This window comes from Halalkalibacter akibai JCM 9157 (genome assembly GCF_000513135.1).
In the GTDB taxonomy this organism is placed as follows: Bacteria; Bacillota; Bacilli; order Bacillales; family Bacillaceae_D; genus Halalkalibacter; species Halalkalibacter akibai.
In genome coordinates, this window is sequence record NZ_BAUV01000062.1 from 1 (window position 1) to 17,463 (window position 17,463).

17 protein-coding genes, 1 tRNA gene and 1 rRNA gene are annotated in these 17,463 nt (G+C 37.5%); 5 read left to right on the top strand and 14 right to left on the bottom strand.

Annotated elements, in window-relative coordinates; all coding sequences use genetic code 11:
* Positions 1-41 precede the first annotated feature (41 nt).
* Genes tatC through JCM9157_RS20580 form a run of 3 tightly spaced genes read right to left on the bottom strand, consistent with a single transcriptional unit; the run spans position 42 to position 1,658 of the window.
* Complete coding sequence (gene tatC / locus JCM9157_RS20570; protein ID WP_035667814.1) at positions 42-794, bottom strand: twin-arginine translocase subunit TatC; 753 nt, start codon at positions 792-794, stop codon at positions 42-44.
* Between the two features lie 17 nt (positions 795-811).
* Complete coding sequence (tatAY, locus tag JCM9157_RS20575) at positions 812-991, bottom strand: sec-independent protein translocase protein TatAY (RefSeq protein ID WP_035667816.1); 180 nt, start codon at positions 989-991, stop codon at positions 812-814.
* A gap of 31 nt (positions 992-1,022) precedes the next feature.
* Entirely contained in the window at positions 1,023-1,658 is a 636-nt protein-coding gene (locus JCM9157_RS20580) for a redox-sensing transcriptional repressor Rex (RefSeq protein ID WP_035667819.1), read from the bottom strand.
* Between the two features lie 176 nt (positions 1,659-1,834).
* On the opposite strand from JCM9157_RS20580, the gene JCM9157_RS20585 reads away from it, so the two are divergent.
* On the top strand, positions 1,835-3,763 hold the full coding sequence (locus JCM9157_RS20585) for an ABC transporter ATP-binding protein (RefSeq protein ID WP_035667821.1): 1,929 nt from the start codon (positions 1,835-1,837) through the stop codon (positions 3,761-3,763).
* 47 nt (positions 3,764-3,810) lie between these two features.
* On the opposite strand, the gene JCM9157_RS23650 is transcribed toward JCM9157_RS20585, so the two are convergent.
* The 11 genes from JCM9157_RS23650 to JCM9157_RS20640 form a co-directional block, all read right to left on the bottom strand.
* Positions 3,811-4,785 carry a ComEC/Rec2 family competence protein gene (locus tag JCM9157_RS23650; RefSeq protein WP_148296931.1) on the bottom strand — a complete coding sequence of 325 codons (975 nt, stop codon included), beginning with the start codon at positions 4,783-4,785 and terminating at the stop codon, positions 3,811-3,813.
* Positions 4,786-4,953: 168 nt separating this feature from the next.
* The gene (locus tag JCM9157_RS20595) at positions 4,954-5,352 is read right to left on the bottom strand and encodes a hypothetical protein (RefSeq protein ID WP_235715063.1); all 399 of its coding nucleotides are present in this window, start codon (positions 5,350-5,352) and stop codon (positions 4,954-4,956) included.
* Positions 5,306-7,483, bottom strand: a complete 2,178-nt coding sequence (locus JCM9157_RS20600) for a hypothetical protein (protein WP_035667825.1) — start codon at positions 7,481-7,483, stop codon at positions 5,306-5,308. The genes JCM9157_RS20595 and JCM9157_RS20600 overlap by 47 nt, the downstream gene beginning before the upstream one ends.
* Positions 7,484-7,761: 278 nt before the next feature.
* Complete coding sequence (gene tsaD / locus JCM9157_RS20605) at positions 7,762-8,772, bottom strand: tRNA (adenosine(37)-N6)-threonylcarbamoyltransferase complex transferase subunit TsaD (protein WP_035667827.1); 1,011 nt, start codon at positions 8,770-8,772, stop codon at positions 7,762-7,764.
* Entirely contained in the window at positions 8,759-9,226 is a 468-nt protein-coding gene (gene rimI, locus JCM9157_RS20610; protein WP_035667829.1) for a ribosomal protein S18-alanine N-acetyltransferase, read from the bottom strand. Before rimI ends, tsaD begins: the two co-directional genes overlap by 14 nt.
* Positions 9,219-9,932 carry a tRNA (adenosine(37)-N6)-threonylcarbamoyltransferase complex dimerization subunit type 1 TsaB gene (gene tsaB, locus JCM9157_RS20615; protein WP_035667831.1) on the bottom strand — a complete coding sequence of 238 codons (714 nt, stop codon included), beginning with the start codon at positions 9,930-9,932 and terminating at the stop codon, positions 9,219-9,221. The genes rimI and tsaB overlap by 8 nt, the downstream gene beginning before the upstream one ends.
* Positions 9,925-10,383, bottom strand: a complete 459-nt coding sequence (tsaE, locus tag JCM9157_RS20620; protein WP_035667833.1) for a tRNA (adenosine(37)-N6)-threonylcarbamoyltransferase complex ATPase subunit type 1 TsaE — start codon at positions 10,381-10,383, stop codon at positions 9,925-9,927. The genes tsaB and tsaE overlap by 8 nt, the downstream gene beginning before the upstream one ends.
* A gap of 5 nt (positions 10,384-10,388) precedes the next feature.
* A complete protein-coding gene (gene thiL, locus JCM9157_RS20625) occupies positions 10,389-11,381 on the bottom strand; it encodes a thiamine-phosphate kinase (protein ID WP_035667835.1) in 993 nt (330 codons plus the stop codon).
* Between the two features lie 218 nt (positions 11,382-11,599).
* Positions 11,600-11,673, bottom strand: a tRNA-Met gene (locus JCM9157_RS20630).
* Between the two features lie 69 nt (positions 11,674-11,742).
* A 5S ribosomal RNA gene (gene rrf, locus JCM9157_RS20635) occupies positions 11,743-11,858 on the bottom strand.
* A 106-nt stretch (positions 11,859-11,964) separates the two neighbouring features.
* Positions 11,965-13,104 carry a trans-sulfuration enzyme family protein gene (locus tag JCM9157_RS20640; RefSeq protein ID WP_035667837.1) on the bottom strand — a complete coding sequence of 380 codons (1,140 nt, stop codon included), beginning with the start codon at positions 13,102-13,104 and terminating at the stop codon, positions 11,965-11,967.
* A gap of 373 nt (positions 13,105-13,477) precedes the next feature.
* Here JCM9157_RS20640 and mgtE point away from each other — a divergent pair, with 373 nt between their 5' ends.
* From mgtE to JCM9157_RS20660, 4 genes are all read left to right on the top strand, one after another.
* Positions 13,478-14,836, top strand: a complete 1,359-nt coding sequence (gene mgtE / locus JCM9157_RS20645; RefSeq protein ID WP_035667839.1) for a magnesium transporter — start codon at positions 13,478-13,480, stop codon at positions 14,834-14,836.
* Between the two features lie 245 nt (positions 14,837-15,081).
* The gene (locus tag JCM9157_RS20650; RefSeq protein ID WP_035667841.1) at positions 15,082-15,681 is read left to right on the top strand and encodes a DedA family protein; all 600 of its coding nucleotides are present in this window, start codon (positions 15,082-15,084) and stop codon (positions 15,679-15,681) included.
* Between the two features lie 27 nt (positions 15,682-15,708).
* A complete protein-coding gene (gene moaC / locus JCM9157_RS20655; protein WP_035667845.1) occupies positions 15,709-16,191 on the top strand; it encodes a cyclic pyranopterin monophosphate synthase MoaC in 483 nt (160 codons plus the stop codon).
* A gap of 101 nt (positions 16,192-16,292) precedes the next feature.
* The gene (locus tag JCM9157_RS20660) at positions 16,293-17,282 is read left to right on the top strand and encodes a phosphotransferase enzyme family protein (RefSeq protein ID WP_035667848.1); all 990 of its coding nucleotides are present in this window, start codon (positions 16,293-16,295) and stop codon (positions 17,280-17,282) included.
* Positions 17,283-17,463: the final 181 nt, after the last annotated feature.

The following is a 17,463-nucleotide window of genomic DNA, read 5'->3' on the forward strand; positions in this document are numbered from 1 at the left end:
AAAGAGTGCATGGATTTGAAATCCATGCACTCTTTGAAACATCACTTATCCAACCCAGCTTCTCGTTCCTTCTCCAACCGTTTCACTTTACGGTAAGTTAAATATGACACCCATATACTAAATTCATATAACAGGAGCATTGGCAATGTTACCATCATATGCGAGATAATTTCTGGTGGTGTAATAAAGCCCGCGATTACTAGAAGAACAAAATAAGCAAACTTTCTAATTCCTCCAAGAAAACTAGGCGTGATAATACCCAGTCTGGTTAAAAACATCACTACAACCGGTAGTTGAAAGAGTAATCCAAACGGGAGTGTAATCTGAAAAAGAAAGGAAAAATATTCGTTAATGCCATACTGTTCTGTTATCCCGAGGCTTACAGCTAAATTCCCCATAAACTGAATGATATAAGGAAACAAAATAAAGTAAGAAAACGAAATACCAGCTAAAAATAAAATAAACGCAAAAGGAATATACGCTAATGTCGCTTTCTGCTCTTTTTCGTGCAAACCCGGTTTAATGAAAGCCCAAAATTGAAACATAATGACAGGAAACGTAAGGATGAAACCAATCGAAACCGCAAACGTCATAAAAATACGGATTGGATCTGTCATCTTAAATGCATTCATTGGTAAGTCTTGTGCAGTTGGTGCACTTTGCAAGTACATAATTAGTGGCTTGGCTAAAAAAAAGCCGGCGATCAGGGCTACTGTGAAAAAGAGGAGCGATATGACAATTCTTCGTCTCAGCTCTACCACATGCTCCATCACCGACATATCTCTATGTTCCATTTATAAACCCTTCCTACTTAGGCTTTATCGTTGTCTTTTTTCTTTGAATCATCGTCGTCTGCTAATCCCTTTGTTGCATGTTTGAATTCACGTAATGTGTTTCCAGCTGCTTTACCTAGCTCTGGTAATTTCTTTGGACCAAAGATTAATAAGGCAACAAGTGCAATGAGGGCAATACTGCCTGCTCCTAAACCCATAGGTGGCACCTCCTTGTTCGACTAATTGTTATTATACAGGATAATGCTTTAAAAAATAAACTAATGATTGGAGTTCAACAGAAAGATCAATATGATGAACACGTACCGTATCAGGAACATCAAGTCTTGCTGGTGTAAAATTTAAAATCCCTTTTATTCCCGCTTCTACTAGTTGATCCGCAATTTTTTGCGCAGGAGCAGAAGGTACAGTAAGAATAGCCACTGTCACCTCAGGATCAATTGTTTCCTGCAATTGATCTAAGTTATAAATCTTTACTCCGCCCACTTCATTGCCTATCTTGCTTTCATCCACATCATAAGCCATGACAATTTGTGTATTGTTATTTTTGGAAAAATTATAATGAAGAAAAGCAGTACCTAAGTTTCCGACACCGACCAGAATGACTTTTGTTAATTCATCTTGATCGAGTGTTTTACGAAAAAAGGACAATAGGTAGTTTACATTATAGCCGTAACCCTTTTTTCCAAGTGCACCAAAATATGAGAAATCTCTTCGAATAGTAGCTGAATCTACCTTTACTGCTTCACTTAACTCGGTTGAAGACACTCTTTGTTTACCAGAAGCAGCGAGATTTTCTAAAAATCTATAGTAAAGTGGTAATCGTTTGGCTGTTGCTTGCGGAATTTTGGTTTGGTCGTTTTTCATAGCTTGTCCCCCTTTACCGCAACGATCCATAATCATCAAAACGTATTTACATTGTACACTATTCCACAGAGATTGTAATCGTTTAACCAAAGTGTTCATGAAGTTGTTGAATGCCGTAATCTGCGTTACACTTATACTATATAAAAACCGATTTTAGCGAGATAGGAAGGAACCCTATGATTGTCTTACAATGTATTAATGTATCAAAATCATTTGGAGTTGACCCCATTCTAACAAATATTAAGTTAGATATCCAAACTGGAGAACGGATCGCCCTTGTTGGTCGAAATGGGGCTGGAAAATCAACACTCCTTAAAATTATAGCAGGCCAACTTTCATTTGATAGTGGACAAGTTATGATTCCTAAAGGCATAGAACTCGGTTACTTGGCTCAAAACACTGGCCTTGAATCTGAACTATCTATTTGGGAAGAGATGCTAACTGTTTTTAAACCACTGCAACGAATGGAACGCCAAATTCGAGAGATGGAAGTTCAAATGTCTGACCCTGATTTACTAGCAGACCAACCAAAATATGAAAAACTACTAAAAGATTATGATCAGCTTCAGCTTACTTTTAAAGATAAAGGTGGCTATCAATACGAAGCTGATATTCGCGGTGTCCTCGCTGGGATGAACTTTGCTGATTTTGACTATCAAACGAAAATCTCCACTTTAAGTGGTGGCCAAAAAACAAGACTTGCCCTTGCGAAGTTATTGTTAACTAAACCGGATCTTCTTATTTTAGATGAGCCAACCAACCATCTCGATATTGCCACATTAACTTGGCTCGAACAATACTTATCTTCGTATCGAGGCGCTATCTTAATTGTTTCACATGACCGGTACTTTTTAGATAAAATTGTGACAGAAGTCGTAGAAATCTCTAGAACGAAATCAACTAAATTTCCTGGCAATTACAGTGCTTATTTAGATGAAAAAGCAAAACGGTATGAACTAGAATTAAAGCAATACGAGAAGCAACGAGACGAGATTGCGAAGCTAGAAGACTTTATTCAACGCAATATTGCTCGTGCGTCAACGACGAAGCGCGCTCAAAGTCGAAGAAAACAGCTTGATCGAATGACATTACTAGATCGACCAGCTGGATCTGAAAAGTCCGCTTCCTTCTCTTTTGATATTAAAAAACAAAGTGGTAACGAAGTGTTACGTGTGAACGAATTACAAGTAAACTACGGTGAAGATGTCATTTTTGAGAATCTACAACTTGCTATTGATAAGGGAGAAAGTGTGGCCTTAATCGGCCCAAACGGAGCTGGGAAAACGACTCTATTGAAATCTCTTATGAATGTTATAGATGTTAAAGCTGGCAACATCCGCTTTGGCAGTAATGTAACGGTCGGTTACTACGATCAAGAGCAAGCTAATCTGAAATCAAATAAACTTGTTCTTCATGAGCTATGGGATGATTACTCGCTCGTTCCTGAAAAAGAAATAAGAACGGTATTAGGCAATTTTCTTTTTAGCGGAGATGATGTGTTAAAGCCTGTGTCGACATTAAGTGGTGGCGAAAAGGCGAGACTAGCTTTAGCTAAGCTTATGATGCAAAAAGCCAATCTCCTTATTCTAGATGAGCCAACCAACCATCTTGATTTAGATGCGAAGGAAATTTTAGAAAATGCCTTAATTGATTATCCGGGTACCTTGTTATTTGTCTCTCATGACCGCTACTTTTTAAACCGAATTGCTACAAGAATGGCAGAGCTTGAGAACGGACAAATTACCAATTACCTTGGAGACTATGATTACTATGTCGAAAAGAAAAATGAAATGTACCAAAGGGAGCAATTAGAGCTACAAGAAAAAGGTCCAGTTACAATTGATTCCGAACAAGCGTCAGATAAACGCAATTATGAACAAGATAAAGAAGCAAAAAAGGCAGAACGACAACGAGTTAGAAGGATTGAAGAAATCGAGGGTCTCATCGAAGAGTTGGAAGTACAACTTGCTACCAAAGAAGAAGCATTATGTGACCCAGATGTTTACTCTGATCATGAAAAGGCCCAGTCGTTACAAACTGATATCAACACAACCAAAGCCGAAATTGATGCCTTAATGGAAGAATGGGAACTATTGCAAGAATAGAAGCGCACTACAAAAAAGGGTAACGATAGTCCATAAATGACTTATCGTTACCCTTTTTGTTTTAATGTCTTCTGATAGTCTAGCTCTGGAATGATCTCAATATTTGTTCCATCAGACACCAAAAGAATATTGCCGTGTATACTAGTAGCAAACACCTCGCTGCCACTCTCAATATATCTCTGATATACTTTTTGGCTTTGCAATATATTCGCACTGATCAACGTATATTTAGGCTGAACAGCTTGTATGAACTTCTGATGAGAAGATGTATCGTCCCCGTGATGGGGAGCATCTAGAACATCAGCTGCTAGATCTTTCTGAAGGTGAACAAGCCTTTTCTCTTGTTTTTTGTATATATCTCCTGTAAAAAGAAACGTGTTATCTTGATAGGTTAGTTTCATGACAAGGGAAAGATTGTTTATATCCGTTGTCGACAACCTCTTTTCTTTTCTTGCTTGGTCCAACGCTTCCTCACTTGGACTAAGAACTTCTACCTTTACGTCATCACCAAGAAAGAAAGAATCCCCACTTTTTATATAGTTAGGTTCTATTTTTTTTTCTTCAACTATCTTTAGAAAAGAAGCATAAGCCTCCGTTGTATGCGGTAAGTTCGGCATAAAAAGATTAGCTACTGTTTTCGTACGGAGAATCGTTTGATAGCCACCAATGTGATCATGATGTGGATGTGTCGCAATGGCATAGTCAATACGGTCAATGCCTAGTTGATCTAAATAGTGATCTAAAGCTCTTCCGGTTTCAATTTTACCAGAATCTATTAGCATCGTTTTACCATCCGGACTTATGATCAATATCGCATCACCCGACTTTTTATCCGCTTCTAAATTAAAATATCTTACCTGAAGCTTGCCTGTGTAGTCACTTATATTAAATACTTCATTTGTTCTTATCGTTACAATCTCCGAACCGGTCGTTTGTATAAACTTTTCTGGAATTGGACTAACACATGCAGAGGAAATGCCAAGTAAGAGCACAACAAAGATGTAAAAAAGGCGATTACTCATAGAATCACTTCCTCCTTCCAATAATGGTTACCCTCCATAAAACCTCATTTTATAAGTATCTTATTAAAGCTTTCTCTTAATTGTTTTTATTTATTTACTGAAAAAACATTTATATCCAAAAAAAAAGGATGTTCCAAAAGATTACATATCTTTTGAAACATCCTCATATCATTCATTTTCCCTTTTTAATTGCTTTCTCTCCAAATTCCACTTAAGAAAGGCGTACACAACGAAAATCCATAGAACAGGATGTGTAATAGCTAGGCCAATTTGCGATTGCCCACCTAATAACGTATAAAGAGCAATTAAAGTAATCACATACATTATAAAAAACAAATCATGTTCAAACAATGGAACATTTACTTTTTGATTCTCTTTTCTTGGAAGTAAAATCTCAGCTATTACGGCCCCAATAAAACATAAAAAGATTAAAGCAAATATCATATTCCTTCCAACTATTCCTCCTGTTAAAGCAGGAAAATAGTCAATTGCTAAGCCAATTGCAATGACAATCAAAACACTAATCCTCAATCGCCTGGCTAGAATGAACCGTTTTTCCGATTGCAAAATCATTTTCCTCCTTGTTGGCTGACAACCAATAATAATGGGCTGATACAACACAGAACATAGAAGTGGCAGCAGCAACAACCCCAGAGTCATTTAACACTAACAAAGCAAATGATGAAACGACACCTACCTGTAAAAACAGCTGTTTCTCTTGATCACCAAGCTGTAATCTCTTTCGCCATAAAATAACAGCACCAAGAAGATAACTAGTGATAAACAGCTGAGTCCAGTTTGAATGACGAAATATTTTCAAGTTCATCTGAAGCTTGCGCTGAATCGTATCGAGAATATATAGAATATCTCCACTCAATAACCTCTCAAAAGCCAGTCCAATATGTGTTTGTTCGCCTGTTAATTGTAGCACATAAAGAAGTAAGAATAATGTACCAACCGTTCCAACAAATAAAACTGCTAACAAACGAATAGAGCTTTTTCGTACAATTAAACGGTATAACAAAAACGCAAAAGCTAACCCTGCAGATAATGTCGCTCCAGCATTAGTACCTAACGTACTTTTACCCAGTAGCACAATCATGAATAAAAGCATCATGATTGTTGAAGCTATTGTCCACTTTTTCTTGGCTTGATTAAGAATTGGGCTTAAAATCATGAACGCCGAAATAATGTAGACTCCAGCAAACTCATTACCAATCCCATAATATCTAGCTCCAATAATCGGGTCATAACCTAAATAAGATCGTTGCATGAAAGGTGTTCCTAATAAGATATCAACTGTAATAAGTGTAAAAGTGAAAGCACCAATCCAAAAAATTGGAAAGCTAGTAAACTTTTCTATTACGTACCCAGAGGAAAAAGAGCTTCCTATTAAAGTTAACACAAATCCTGTTACTCCCAATTTATCCACAAATCCCGCTAAGGCGAGAAACCAAAAAGGAGACCATAATGCTGAAAGTAAGATAACCCTGGTCACATAACGCCATGTGTTTCTTTTTTTCATACCGAAAAAGCCATATAAGGCAGCTCCAATTAATGCTAACACGAGACAAGTAATATATGTGGAAAGAACACTAGCTCGACTCTTGTAAATCAACACAATCTCTTCAAACCTTTTTAAAACAGGGGTTTTATCTGTTATTTCGTTTTGATAATGCTGAATGACGTTACCTGAAAAATGATTTGATTCGATCTCAAAAGCCGCAAGCATTGTCGGGTTAAAATCTAAGCTTGTCACCAAATAATCTTGCTTGGTCGTATTGGATGTTAGAAAACCACCTTGATGATCTCCCCAATACAAAAGAGGCGCAAGTTGTTTTTTTTCATCATATGCGCTTTTGTTCATCATTGGTGCGATTACCCATGTTTGATCAACCTCATTTCTCGCCTGTTCAATAAACGAGTTAATCCTCAATAATTGCTTTTTCAGCTCATTATTAAAATGGGTTGTTTCCATATAAGGTTGTTGGTCGTAAAGTCGGTGGAGGTCTCCCCACTCAATCACAATGAATTTATCTGATGTTTCCACATCTGTTGACAACTTGTTTATTAGATAATCAACGTCCATTTCTACCCCATGAGGAGAGCCTGATTTGACACGAACAGCTGCGTTTAATTCTCCGTCTACGGTTCCATTTTGATTTAAAGCTAATAATGAACCATATCTTATTTTCTCACTTACCGTATCACTGTGACCGTAGACTTCTACAGACACTCCAGATTGTTGCAACAACTCTCCTAAAATTCCAACTTGTCCTTTATGTGTCGTCTCTGTATTTTTTTCCATTAACCGATGATAATCTGGATGAATTAAACCTTGTGAAGGTAGTTCTCCAGTAAGCTGATATACCCACTCGCTTGCCGTAAACCCATTAACCTCTTCGTCTAGTTCAAAAGCATTCCAGCCTTGTACCCCAATTGCTTTTGCCCCTGCTCCAAAGGTCACCATATTATTTAGATAAGAATAAGGTCCATCGGGTCTAATATTCATCGTCCCAAACGCTGCTTCCTGCCAAAGCTTTGTGTTTGTTTCATTATGTATGAGCCATTCTACTTCATCAACCGACAGTCCTGGTATCACAACAACTAAGACTTTCTTGCTCTCTTCTGCTTGACTGTCCACAATTGGGAATAAAATAATAGTAATAATAAAAAACAAAATGATTTTTCTCCACATAACACTCTACCCTTTTGGTCTAATTTTCTGACATATCCACACTATCCACAATGTTATCAACAGACAAAACACTTATTTTATCAAGGTTTAGCTATTTATTCACATTATCCACGTACTTATACACAGTTTTAGTTAACCACAGCCAAACCCCTGAAATATATAAAGGTTTACTCACTTATACACATTTCTAACAGCATTGTGGATAACAATTGTGCACAACTAAAAAAACCACTTGTTATAGCTTTCGCTTCAGCAAGTGGTTTTAAACATTATTTTCCTTATTCTAACTCTAGTCCTGGATTTCCATTTAAATCATAACCTGCAAAATTCTTTTTCTTTAATTGAATACTAGCAGCAGCCCCAATCATTGCGGCATTATCTGTACAAAGAGATAATGGAGGAATTAATAATTCAACAGTTGATGATCCAAATTCTTTTTCTAACGCTTCTCTTAATCCTCTATTAGCAGCTACCCCTCCAGCTAATAAAAGTTGTTTTACTTCATATTGGTTAACCGCTCTTTTGGTCTTCTCGACCAATACTTCAATTACACTCGCTTGAAAGCTTGCAGCTACATCCTCGATTTTAACCTCTTCACCCCGCTGTTTAACATTGTGTAGCGTATTAATGACTGCTGATTTGAGGCCACTAAAGCTAAAATCAAACGAATCCGGCTCGAGCCAGGCTCTAGGTAAAGAGATTGACTCATTACCTTCTTTTGCGAGACGGTCTATGTGTGGGCCCCCTGGATACGGTAACCCTAACGTCCTTGCCACTTTATCATAAGCTTCCCCTACGGCATCATCTCTTGTTTCCCCAATAATCTCAAATGACCCGTCCTCACTCATATAAACGATTTCTGTATGGCCTCCTGAGACAACGAGAGCTAACAGAGGAAAAGATAAAGGTTGAACAAGTTGATTGGCATAAATGTGACCGGCAATATGGTGCACACCGATTAATGGAATGTCATGTGCAAACGCAATTGCCTTAGCTGCATTCACACCAATAAGAAGTGCCCCGACTAATCCTGGTCCTTCCGTCACAGCTACTGCGTCCAAGTCTGAGAACGTAACCTTCGCTTCTTCCATCGCTTGTTCTATAATCAAGGTAATTTGTTCTACATGATGTCTGGAAGCAATTTCTGGAACTACTCCACCGAAACGTTTGTGGCTTTCTATTTGAGATGAGACGATATTACTTCTAATTGTCTTCCCATTTTCGATGATGGCAGCTGACGTTTCATCACAACTAGTTTCTATTGCTAAAATCAATTCATATTCCTTCATTTACATTCACCCACATTACTAAAGCATCTTCGCCGTTATCTGCGTAATAATTCTTCCGAACGCCGCCTTCTTGAAAACCCATTTTTCTATATAAACTTTGCGCAACATTGTTGGATACCCGCACTTCTAAAGAAAGTTTCAACACACCCATTTGCTTAACAAAAGCGATTACATAGCTGAGCAGTCTTTCCCCGTGCTTATATCCTCGATGTTTAGAGTGAATCGCTATATTGGTAATTTGAGCTTCATCCATCACAATCCAAAGACCGCAATAGCCAATGATCTCATCATTTAGTTCATACACTAAATAATGGGCAAATTGATTTGATGTGATCTCGTTTCTAAAAATTCCAGGGTCCCATGGTGTTGAAAAAGAATTTCTTTCAACCTCAACAACAGCATCTAGATCTTCTAGTGTCATAAATCTTATGGTTGCCTTAGCTTGATCAATCATTCAATTCACTCTTTTCTTGCTGTGTTTCACGCCATTTTGCTTCAGCTTCAGCTAACTTTAGATAATTCGGTACAAAAGAATGTGTCTGAGTTATCTCTTGTTGATTACCTAGTCTTGCTAGTTCTCCAGCTCTAGGCAAGTCCATCGTTCCCAAAGCAAAATGTGCGAGTTCTCCAAGACGTTCTTTTATTAAAATTCTATGTATTTCAACATCTTGTCCAATAAACAGAACCGGCTCGTTGAAGGTCTTTAAATAACTTAACCAATCTTCAAGCATCATTAAGCAATCATCCTTAACTAAATGAACAGACTGATCTTGAGCTTGATAATGCCCTGTAAAAACTTGGCCTCTTCTCGCATCCATAATGGGGGAAATAATCCCCTTAAAAAAACGACCAGTTTGAGCCATAACCATTAAGCTTGAGACACCGATCACTGGGATATTTAAAGACCATGCTAATGTCTTTGCTGTCGTTACCCCAATGCGCACACCTGTATAAGAACCAGGGCCATTTGCAACGACAATTCTGTCTAATTCTTTTGACTTTACACCAACTTCTTTCATAAGCTGCTCTACAGCTGGCATAAGGCGAATCGAATGATTTTTCTTAATATTAGTTGTCACTTCACCTAGAATTTTATCTTCATCTGTAACAGCTAAACCCATTACGAATGAAGACGTATCAATAGCTAATGTCTTACTCATAACGCAACTCCTTTAATAATTCCGTTGAGCGTAGCCCTGTTGAGTGCATCTTAATTTCCCGGTTTGTTTCCCCAACATGAAAAAGTGATATGACTAGCCGGTCCTCAGGTAATTGTGAGGCTATCATACTTGGCCATTCCACAACAGAAACGCCTTCTCCGTAAAAATATTCTTCAAGGCCTAGTTCCTCATCTTCATCTTCCATTCGGTAAACGTCCATATGATAAAGAGGAATTCGTCCTTTGTATTCTTTGATAATTGTAAATGTTGGGCTGTTTACCACGCGTTTTACACCAAGACCTTGCGCAAATCCCTTCGTAAAACTAGTCTTCCCAGCACCTAAATCGCCTTCTAATGTAATCACATCACCTTTTTGGACAAGCCCTGCTAATGCACTGGCTAATTTCATTGTTTCCTCTGGTGATTCCGTTCGTAGACTCCACTCTTCCATCTTTTTCACCCGCGCTTTTGAAAATGATTATATCCATGCTTTTCTAACTTCTTTATTGCATTTCCCTCTTTAAGAAAAACTCCTGTTTCTCCTTCTTCAACAAACCCAATAACATGAAACCTGGCATTATGCTCGGAAAATTGTTTTGCTATTTGATCTGCCCGTTCTTTTGCAATTGTACCAATTAACACAAAATCTTCTCCACCAAACAATGCCCAATTTAATTGTTGAGTACGAGAGAACTCTTTCATCGACTCATGAATCGGTAGCTTCTCGGAATCAATGATGATTCGGGCTTGACTAGCTTCAGCAAGCTCATTTGCCTCACTAGCTACACCATCACTCACATCATTTAAAGCAACACGTTTAGTTGCTTGAAGCAGTAATCGCCCTTCTTTCACATGAGGACTTGGCTCTTGGTGAAAAGTAATGAGCTTCTTCTCATGCTCTGTAAAATCACCGTCTAGGCCTTTTTCAAGTAACAAATTCAATCCAGCAGCAGATGTCCCAACATAGCCTGTTACAAATAAGACATCTCCCGCTTTTGCCTGATTTCGATATTTAGCCTGTCCTTGTTCCACTCTGCCAATAACCGTCACAGTTAACACTAGAGATTCACTAATAGATACAGTATCTCCACCTATCAAATCCATATTAAATGGTTTCGCTACTGATTCCATTCCTTTATAAATATCCATAAGCTCGCTCTCTGACCAAGTTGGAGGTATGGCAATGGAGACTAGATAAAAAGCTGGGATAGCCCCCATCGCTGCTAAATCACTAATATTAATAGCTAACCCCTTTTTACCAATTTGAAAAGGTGAAAGAGTATCTCGTCTGAAATGAACACCTTCTACCATAGTATCGACACAAATCACTTCATCCATATGTGAAGAGCTACGATAAACAGCTGCATCATCACCAATTCCGCAAATAAGTGTGTGTTGTTTTGTTTCATTAGGAGATATCCTAGAGATAAACGCAAATTCATCTTCCATTAAGATCGTCCTCTCCAGTAAGTAGTTATTAAAAAGCCTTAGGATGCTTCAATCCTAAGGTATGTCCCTTCTAGTTTATCCGATTTCATAGCAAAAGCCCAATAAATATATAGAGAAAACACGAATTACTATTCTATAGCAGCACTCTTTATGAAAACAGCCTTATTAAATTTTGTAACAAAAAAACCGAAGCATCTGAGCTTCGGTTTTTTCAGGTATTGCGGGGGGCGGATTTGAACCACCGACCTTCGGGTTATGAGCCCGACGAGCTACCAGACTGCTCCACCCCGCGTCGTTTTGTAAAGTTGACTTCCTTTATAGTATGGCCAACTTAGTAATTGTTTATACAAAGAAATTTTCAGCCCGGCAACGTCCTACTCTCACAGGGGGAAGCCCCCAACTACCATCGGCGCTGAAGAGCTTAACGACCGTGTTCGGCATGGGAACGGGTGTGACCTCTTCGCTATCGCCACCAGACTGTTTTTCTTTGACACAAGAATTATCATACCATAGACTTTTATGGATTGCAAGTCTTTTCAAAAAAAAGACGTGTAACAATATTTTACTACACGTCTTTTCCAACTTAAGCTTTTTCTATAGCATCAGTGAAAGCTTTAATAATATCTTTTTCATCTTCAATCCCAACAGAAATACGAACTAATTGCTTGCCTATTCCTAGTTCACTCCTTAATTTCTCTGGAATCGTTCGATGAGAAGTACGTAAAGGATATGAAACCGTCGTTTCAACCCCAGCCAAAGTAGGCGCGATCTTTACCCAACCGAGAGAAGCAAAAAAAGTTTCTACATTTACATTTTCAGCGAGGTCAATACTAACCATTGCACCATTGCCTTTTTCCGAAACGAACTTAGGATAGTACACACGAGCTACCCCGCTGTGTGTGGAAAGGGCATCAGCCAAAGCTTGTGCATTTTGACTTTGCCTTTCCATTCTCACACTTAACGTTTTCAATCCTCTACAAGCTAACCATGCCTCAAACGGACTTAAATTACACCCTAATGTAATAACTTTCGACTTCGCAATCGCAATCAACTCTTGTGTCCCAACAAGTACACCTGCTGTCACATCACTATGACCACCAATATATTTTGTCGCACTATGAACAACTAAATCTGCACCAATTTTTGTTGGTTGCAACAGATAAGGTGTCGCAAACGTATTGTCGATCATTGTTTTAATGCTAGCCTCTTTAGCTAGATTGATTACTTGCTCCAAGTTTTCAACTCGTAATAGCGGGTTTGTAACTGATTCTGTATAAATTAGAACTGTTTTTTCAGTTATTGCATTTTTGACGTTCTCTATCTTCTCAAAAGACACAAAGCTCGTATCAATACCAAAGTTTAAAAGCTCTTGTGCAAATAATTGATAAGTACCTCCATATAAGTCGTCTGATGCAATTATATGATCACCTTGATTTGCTACAGCTAAAATACCTGCAAGAATAGCCGACATCCCTGATGACGTAGCTACACCGTCTTCTGCATCTTCAAGTAAGGCGATTCCCTTTCCAAGGTCATCCGTATTCGGATTGCTATATCTAGAATATAAATATTCTTTTTCGCCTTCATAAAAACTTTCCATATCATCTAAGTCAGTAAATACAAATGCCGATGTTTGATAGATTGGCTTCGCTTTACTAGCGTTACGTGATGGTTCTTTTGTTTGAAAATGGACTGTCTTTGTATTAAAGTTTGTTTCACTCATTTCGTTCATCCCCTAATTTATCAAAAAGTCTAGTTTACGATTCCTTTATAGTACGAATAGTTTGATTTTATCTTATAAGGATAGTTCTAGCAAGGTTAGAGCTTATCGTTAGTCTATTAACCACTAAAAAGAATGAAGCATATGATGAAAAGTGGGGAATTAGAAGAAGACTTTTTCTTGATTAATCATATTTCTTCTGTGAAGGAAAATGGATATTACAACTTGTAGACACCTCACAAATAGTTGGGGTGTCATTTGCATTTTTGTTAAGGAGGTGCATGTATGGATAAAAAACCTGAACCAGATCCCAGTCAAAAACACTTTATCATCACACATGCACCTTGTGTGATGATTCGATAAGGAGGGTCACACGATGGTCAGACTTAACAATGACGAAGCTGATCGCTTTCATTTACACCTACATGACTTACTGCTAAATCATTACGATTTATTTAGAAATGAATTTTTAGTACTTCATCCTACAGACAAAGCCGAATTTTTCTCCACACTTAAACAGCAAGAAAGACAAATTTTTTATCGAACCCTTACTTCGGAAGAAATGGCTGAAGTCTTTCAAGGTTTAGACATTTTAGATCAGAAAAACATGTTAATCGATTTAGATCAGCGTTACGCTAGTGAAATACTAAATCATTTATACGCTGATGATGCCGCAGATTTCCTAGCCGAACTAGATGATACAGAAGCACTTACCTTACTCAAAACGATGAATTTGGATGACGCTAAAGATGTAAAGGAATTAATGGCCTACCCGCCTAAAACGGCTGGAGCTATTATGACAAAAGAGTTTATTTCTCTTACATCTACGCATACAGCACAAGAAGTCATTGAACAATTGCGTATGGAAGGTCCTGAGGCAGAAACGATTTATTACTTGTATGTAGTCAACCAAGCAGACCAATTAGTAGGAGTTGTATCCTTAAGAGACCTGATAACAGCTCAATCTAATGAGTTGGTTGAAAATTTAATGAGTCAAAGGGTCGTATCAGTCGATTCATCGACAAACCAAGAAGAAGTAGCTCAAATTATTAAAAAGTATGATTTTTTAGCAGCCCCCGTCATCAACTCAGATGGCATTTTAGTAGGCATTGTAACTGTTGACGATATTATTGATGTGTTAGAGGATGAGGCAACAGAAGATCTAGGAGATTTTACTGCGGCAAGAGGAGCGACCGATATTCATGTTTCTTCTTTTAAAGCTGCTCAATTACGTGCCCCCTGGATTGTCCTACTAATGTTCTTTGGGTTAATTACTGCTGGAGTCATCGACCAATTTGAAGAAACTCTTAGTCAAATTGTTCTGCTAGCAGCCTTTATTCCTTTATTAATGGGATCAGCTGGCAACGCTGGTACTCAATCATTAGCAGTTGTAGTTCGAGGTCTTGCTCTTGGTACACTCGAAAAAAAAGGACTTGTTCGAACCTTATTACGCGAATTTCAAACAGGAATGATGATTGGCATTATATGTGCACTCGCTTTACTCCTGATAATTCCGATCTTTTATAAGAGTTGGATTCTCGCTATCATTGTAGGCATATCTATCTTCTGTTCCTTGAGCGTGGCAACTGTAATTGGTGCTATCGTCCCTCTCATCATTAATAAGTTAAAGCTTGATCCAGCCTTTGCCTCTGGACCATTCATTACTACCGTAAACGACATACTAGGTTTACTAATTTACTTTACCATTGCAACTTCATTACTAGAGTTTCTATAGAGTCTCTTTTCGTAAGGATTCAGGCACCATCCTCAGAAAGCAATGAAAGGAACCCTTTAAGAGAAACGAACAAAAAAACTTTTTAATAAAGGGATATCTCAAAGAGTTAATTTTTGGGATATCCTGATAAACAAATTTCTACAGCTATGATTAACAACCCTCTCTTCAATTTTTTTCAACAACTCGTCTCAATCACATTTTTTCGTTATAATGAGAATTAACCCTCTAGAGAACAGGAAGATTATATGGAATTATTAAAACATCTCATATTTGAATATGGTTACTTTGGAATTTTCCTCGCTCTTGTTGGTGGGATTGTTGGACTACCTGTTCCGGATGAGGTATTGTTAATTACGATTGGTTATTATGCTTACTTAGGTAGAGTGAATCTTTATACTGCTTTAATCAGTTCGTACCTAGGCTCTGTTATTGGGATTTCAATCAGTTATCTTCTCGGTGCAAAATTAGGACTACCTTTTCTTTTAAAATACGGTAGAAAAATTCGGCTAACATCATCAAGGATCGAAAAAGCACAACATTTGTTTTCAAAACATGGAAAATGGTTATTAATAATCGGCTATTTTATTCCAGGTGTTCGCCATCTAACAGGATACTTAGCAGGAATTGCAAGATTATCTCTACGTACATTTATTTTATATTCCTATATTGGGGCGCTCTTTTGGGTCCTGTTGTTTGTTCTAACAGGCTATGAGCTCGGAATTAAATGGTATTATATTAAGCAATCATTTGAAACGTATAAGATGCTTATTTACTTCGGTATCTCCGTCCTCTTATCTATTATTGTATTGCTATTTTTCTTTAAAACTAAAAATAAAAAACGTTAATGTTATTTTTATAGGAGTTGATTGATCGTGAGTGACTTTACACATTGGAATGAAGAAGGTAGACCCAAAATGGTTGACATCTCAGAGAAAGCCGAAACGACGAGAACAGCTGTTGCCGAAAGTACAGTTATCTTTAAAAAGGATTTATATGATGCTATTTTAAATCAACAGATTAAAAAGGGCGACCCTCTCCAAGTAGCTCAAATCGCAGGCATCATGGCGGCAAAAAAGACTTCTGATCTTATCCCAATGTGTCACCCCATTGAAATAAAAGGAGTCGATTTTCAATTTGACTATCACATTCATGAAGATGATTATCAATTGATTATACAAGCTTCTGTCCGTTGTAGCGGTAGTACCGGAGTTGAAATGGAAGCTTTAACTGCCGTATCTGTCGCTGCTCTCACTTTTTATGACATGTGTAAAGCAGTCGATAAAAGTATCCGAATTAGTGAGACAAAGCTCATTAGTAAAACGGGTGGGAAAAATGGAGATTATTTTTCCAAATAGTTGATACAAGGAAGTCCTTTTAGGGCTTTCTTTTTTATGCTTTTAAAGGGTTTTATAGTGTTAAAAGGGAATTAATCGGTATAGAAAAGGAGGCTATCCGCATGGAACGATCAGTTGAAGAATGTTTCACCCCTGACATATTACTTGAAGCTCTTAAACCATTTAGTCTCAAAGAAAATTCACTTAAAAAACTAGGCTCATTTGAAAACTACGTTTATGAAGCCACTTTGGATGGGAGAGAAGTGATATTACGATTAACACATAGTAGTCACCGTACTAAAGCGGAAATAGAATCGGAACTAGACTGGATTCTCTACTTACATAAGAACGGTGCTCCTGTTTGCCCCCCACTACTATCAAGTAATAAACAGTATGTAGAAGAAATTAAAGCAAAACAATCCTCATTTTTTGTTTCATTATTTACAAAAGCTAATGGTTACAGTGTTAAACAAACTAACATTATTACTAATCAGCATCTAATAAAAAAATGGGGGCAAACAACCGGCATGCTGCATCGCCTTACAAAAGAATATAGAGTTCCCACTCACATGATCAGTAGAAAAGATTTACTTGATGAATTCGAATTCCAGTTTGCTCCCTACATTCCTAATGACCCCTTCGTTATCGAGAGAATTAAAGAAGTCTTAACAGAGGTTAAAGCTTTATCGAAAAACGAAACAAATTATGGTCTGATTCATACGGATCTCCATTCAGGGAATTTCCATTATACAGGTAGTTCACTTGAGATATTTGATTTTGATGATTGCGCTTATCACTTCTTCACTCATGACATTGCTATACCGATTTACTATACATTTTGGCAATGTACAGATAAAGATCAGAATATAATGAAGTCCCATTCAGAAGAGTTTCTAAGACAGTTTTTAAGCGGTTACCTGTTAGAAAGTTCTATTGAACCACTTGAGAACCTCTCGCTCTTTTTGAGATTACGTGATTGTGAATTGTATGGAGTGCTACATAAAAAATTAGAACTTCCTCTTAATACCAAACAATTTGAATTAATTAGTACTATCCGCAACAGAATTATTGCTAGAGAAGCTATTGTTGACCTAGAATTTTCGGATTTATAAAAGTCTTGAAGTCAAAATAATAGGTTGTTTTCAATATCTTAGTAGAACGACTCTTTTTTCCTAATTTTTTGTAATTACTATCCGCTTTTGTCCATTTACTATCCAACTCATACTATTTACTATCCATTTTCTTAATTTTACTATCCGGATTTCTCTATTTACTATCCAACCAAGCTTTAGA

What these genes read in the sequence shown, in the direction of transcription:
- thiL (WP_035667835.1), bottom strand. Translation starts at nt 11,381, where the DNA reads ATGGAAGATGAATTTGCGTTTATCTCTAGGATATCTCCTAATGAAACA.
- tsaE (WP_035667833.1), bottom strand. Translation starts at nt 10,383, where the DNA reads ATGGAAGAGTGGAGTCTACGAACGGAATCACCAGAGGAAACAATGAAA.
- JCM9157_RS20585 (WP_035667821.1), top strand. Translation starts at nt 1,835, where the DNA reads ATGATTGTCTTACAATGTATTAATGTATCAAAATCATTTGGAGTTGAC.
- rimI (WP_035667829.1), bottom strand. Translation starts at nt 9,226, where the DNA reads ATGATTGATCAAGCTAAGGCAACCATAAGATTTATGACACTAGAAGAT.
- JCM9157_RS23650 (WP_148296931.1), bottom strand. Translation starts at nt 4,785, where the DNA reads ATGAGTAATCGCCTTTTTTACATCTTTGTTGTGCTCTTACTTGGCATT.
- tatC (WP_035667814.1), bottom strand. Translation starts at nt 794, where the DNA reads ATGGAACATAGAGATATGTCGGTGATGGAGCATGTGGTAGAGCTGAGA.
- JCM9157_RS20640 (WP_035667837.1), bottom strand. Translation starts at nt 13,104, where the DNA reads ATGAGTGAAACAAACTTTAATACAAAGACAGTCCATTTTCAAACAAAA.
- tsaB (WP_035667831.1), bottom strand. Translation starts at nt 9,932, where the DNA reads ATGAGTAAGACATTAGCTATTGATACGTCTTCATTCGTAATGGGTTTA.
- JCM9157_RS20600 (WP_035667825.1), bottom strand. Translation starts at nt 7,483, where the DNA reads ATGTGGAGAAAAATCATTTTGTTTTTTATTATTACTATTATTTTATTC.
- JCM9157_RS20580 (WP_035667819.1), bottom strand. Translation starts at nt 1,658, where the DNA reads ATGAAAAACGACCAAACCAAAATTCCGCAAGCAACAGCCAAACGATTA.
- mgtE (WP_035667839.1), top strand. Translation starts at nt 13,478, where the DNA reads ATGGTCAGACTTAACAATGACGAAGCTGATCGCTTTCATTTACACCTA.
- tsaD (WP_035667827.1), bottom strand. Translation starts at nt 8,772, where the DNA reads ATGAAGGAATATGAATTGATTTTAGCAATAGAAACTAGTTGTGATGAA.
- JCM9157_RS20660 (WP_035667848.1), top strand. Translation starts at nt 16,293, where the DNA reads ATGGAACGATCAGTTGAAGAATGTTTCACCCCTGACATATTACTTGAA.
- JCM9157_RS20650 (WP_035667841.1), top strand. Translation starts at nt 15,082, where the DNA reads ATGGAATTATTAAAACATCTCATATTTGAATATGGTTACTTTGGAATT.
- tatAY (WP_035667816.1), bottom strand. Translation starts at nt 991, where the DNA reads ATGGGTTTAGGAGCAGGCAGTATTGCCCTCATTGCACTTGTTGCCTTA.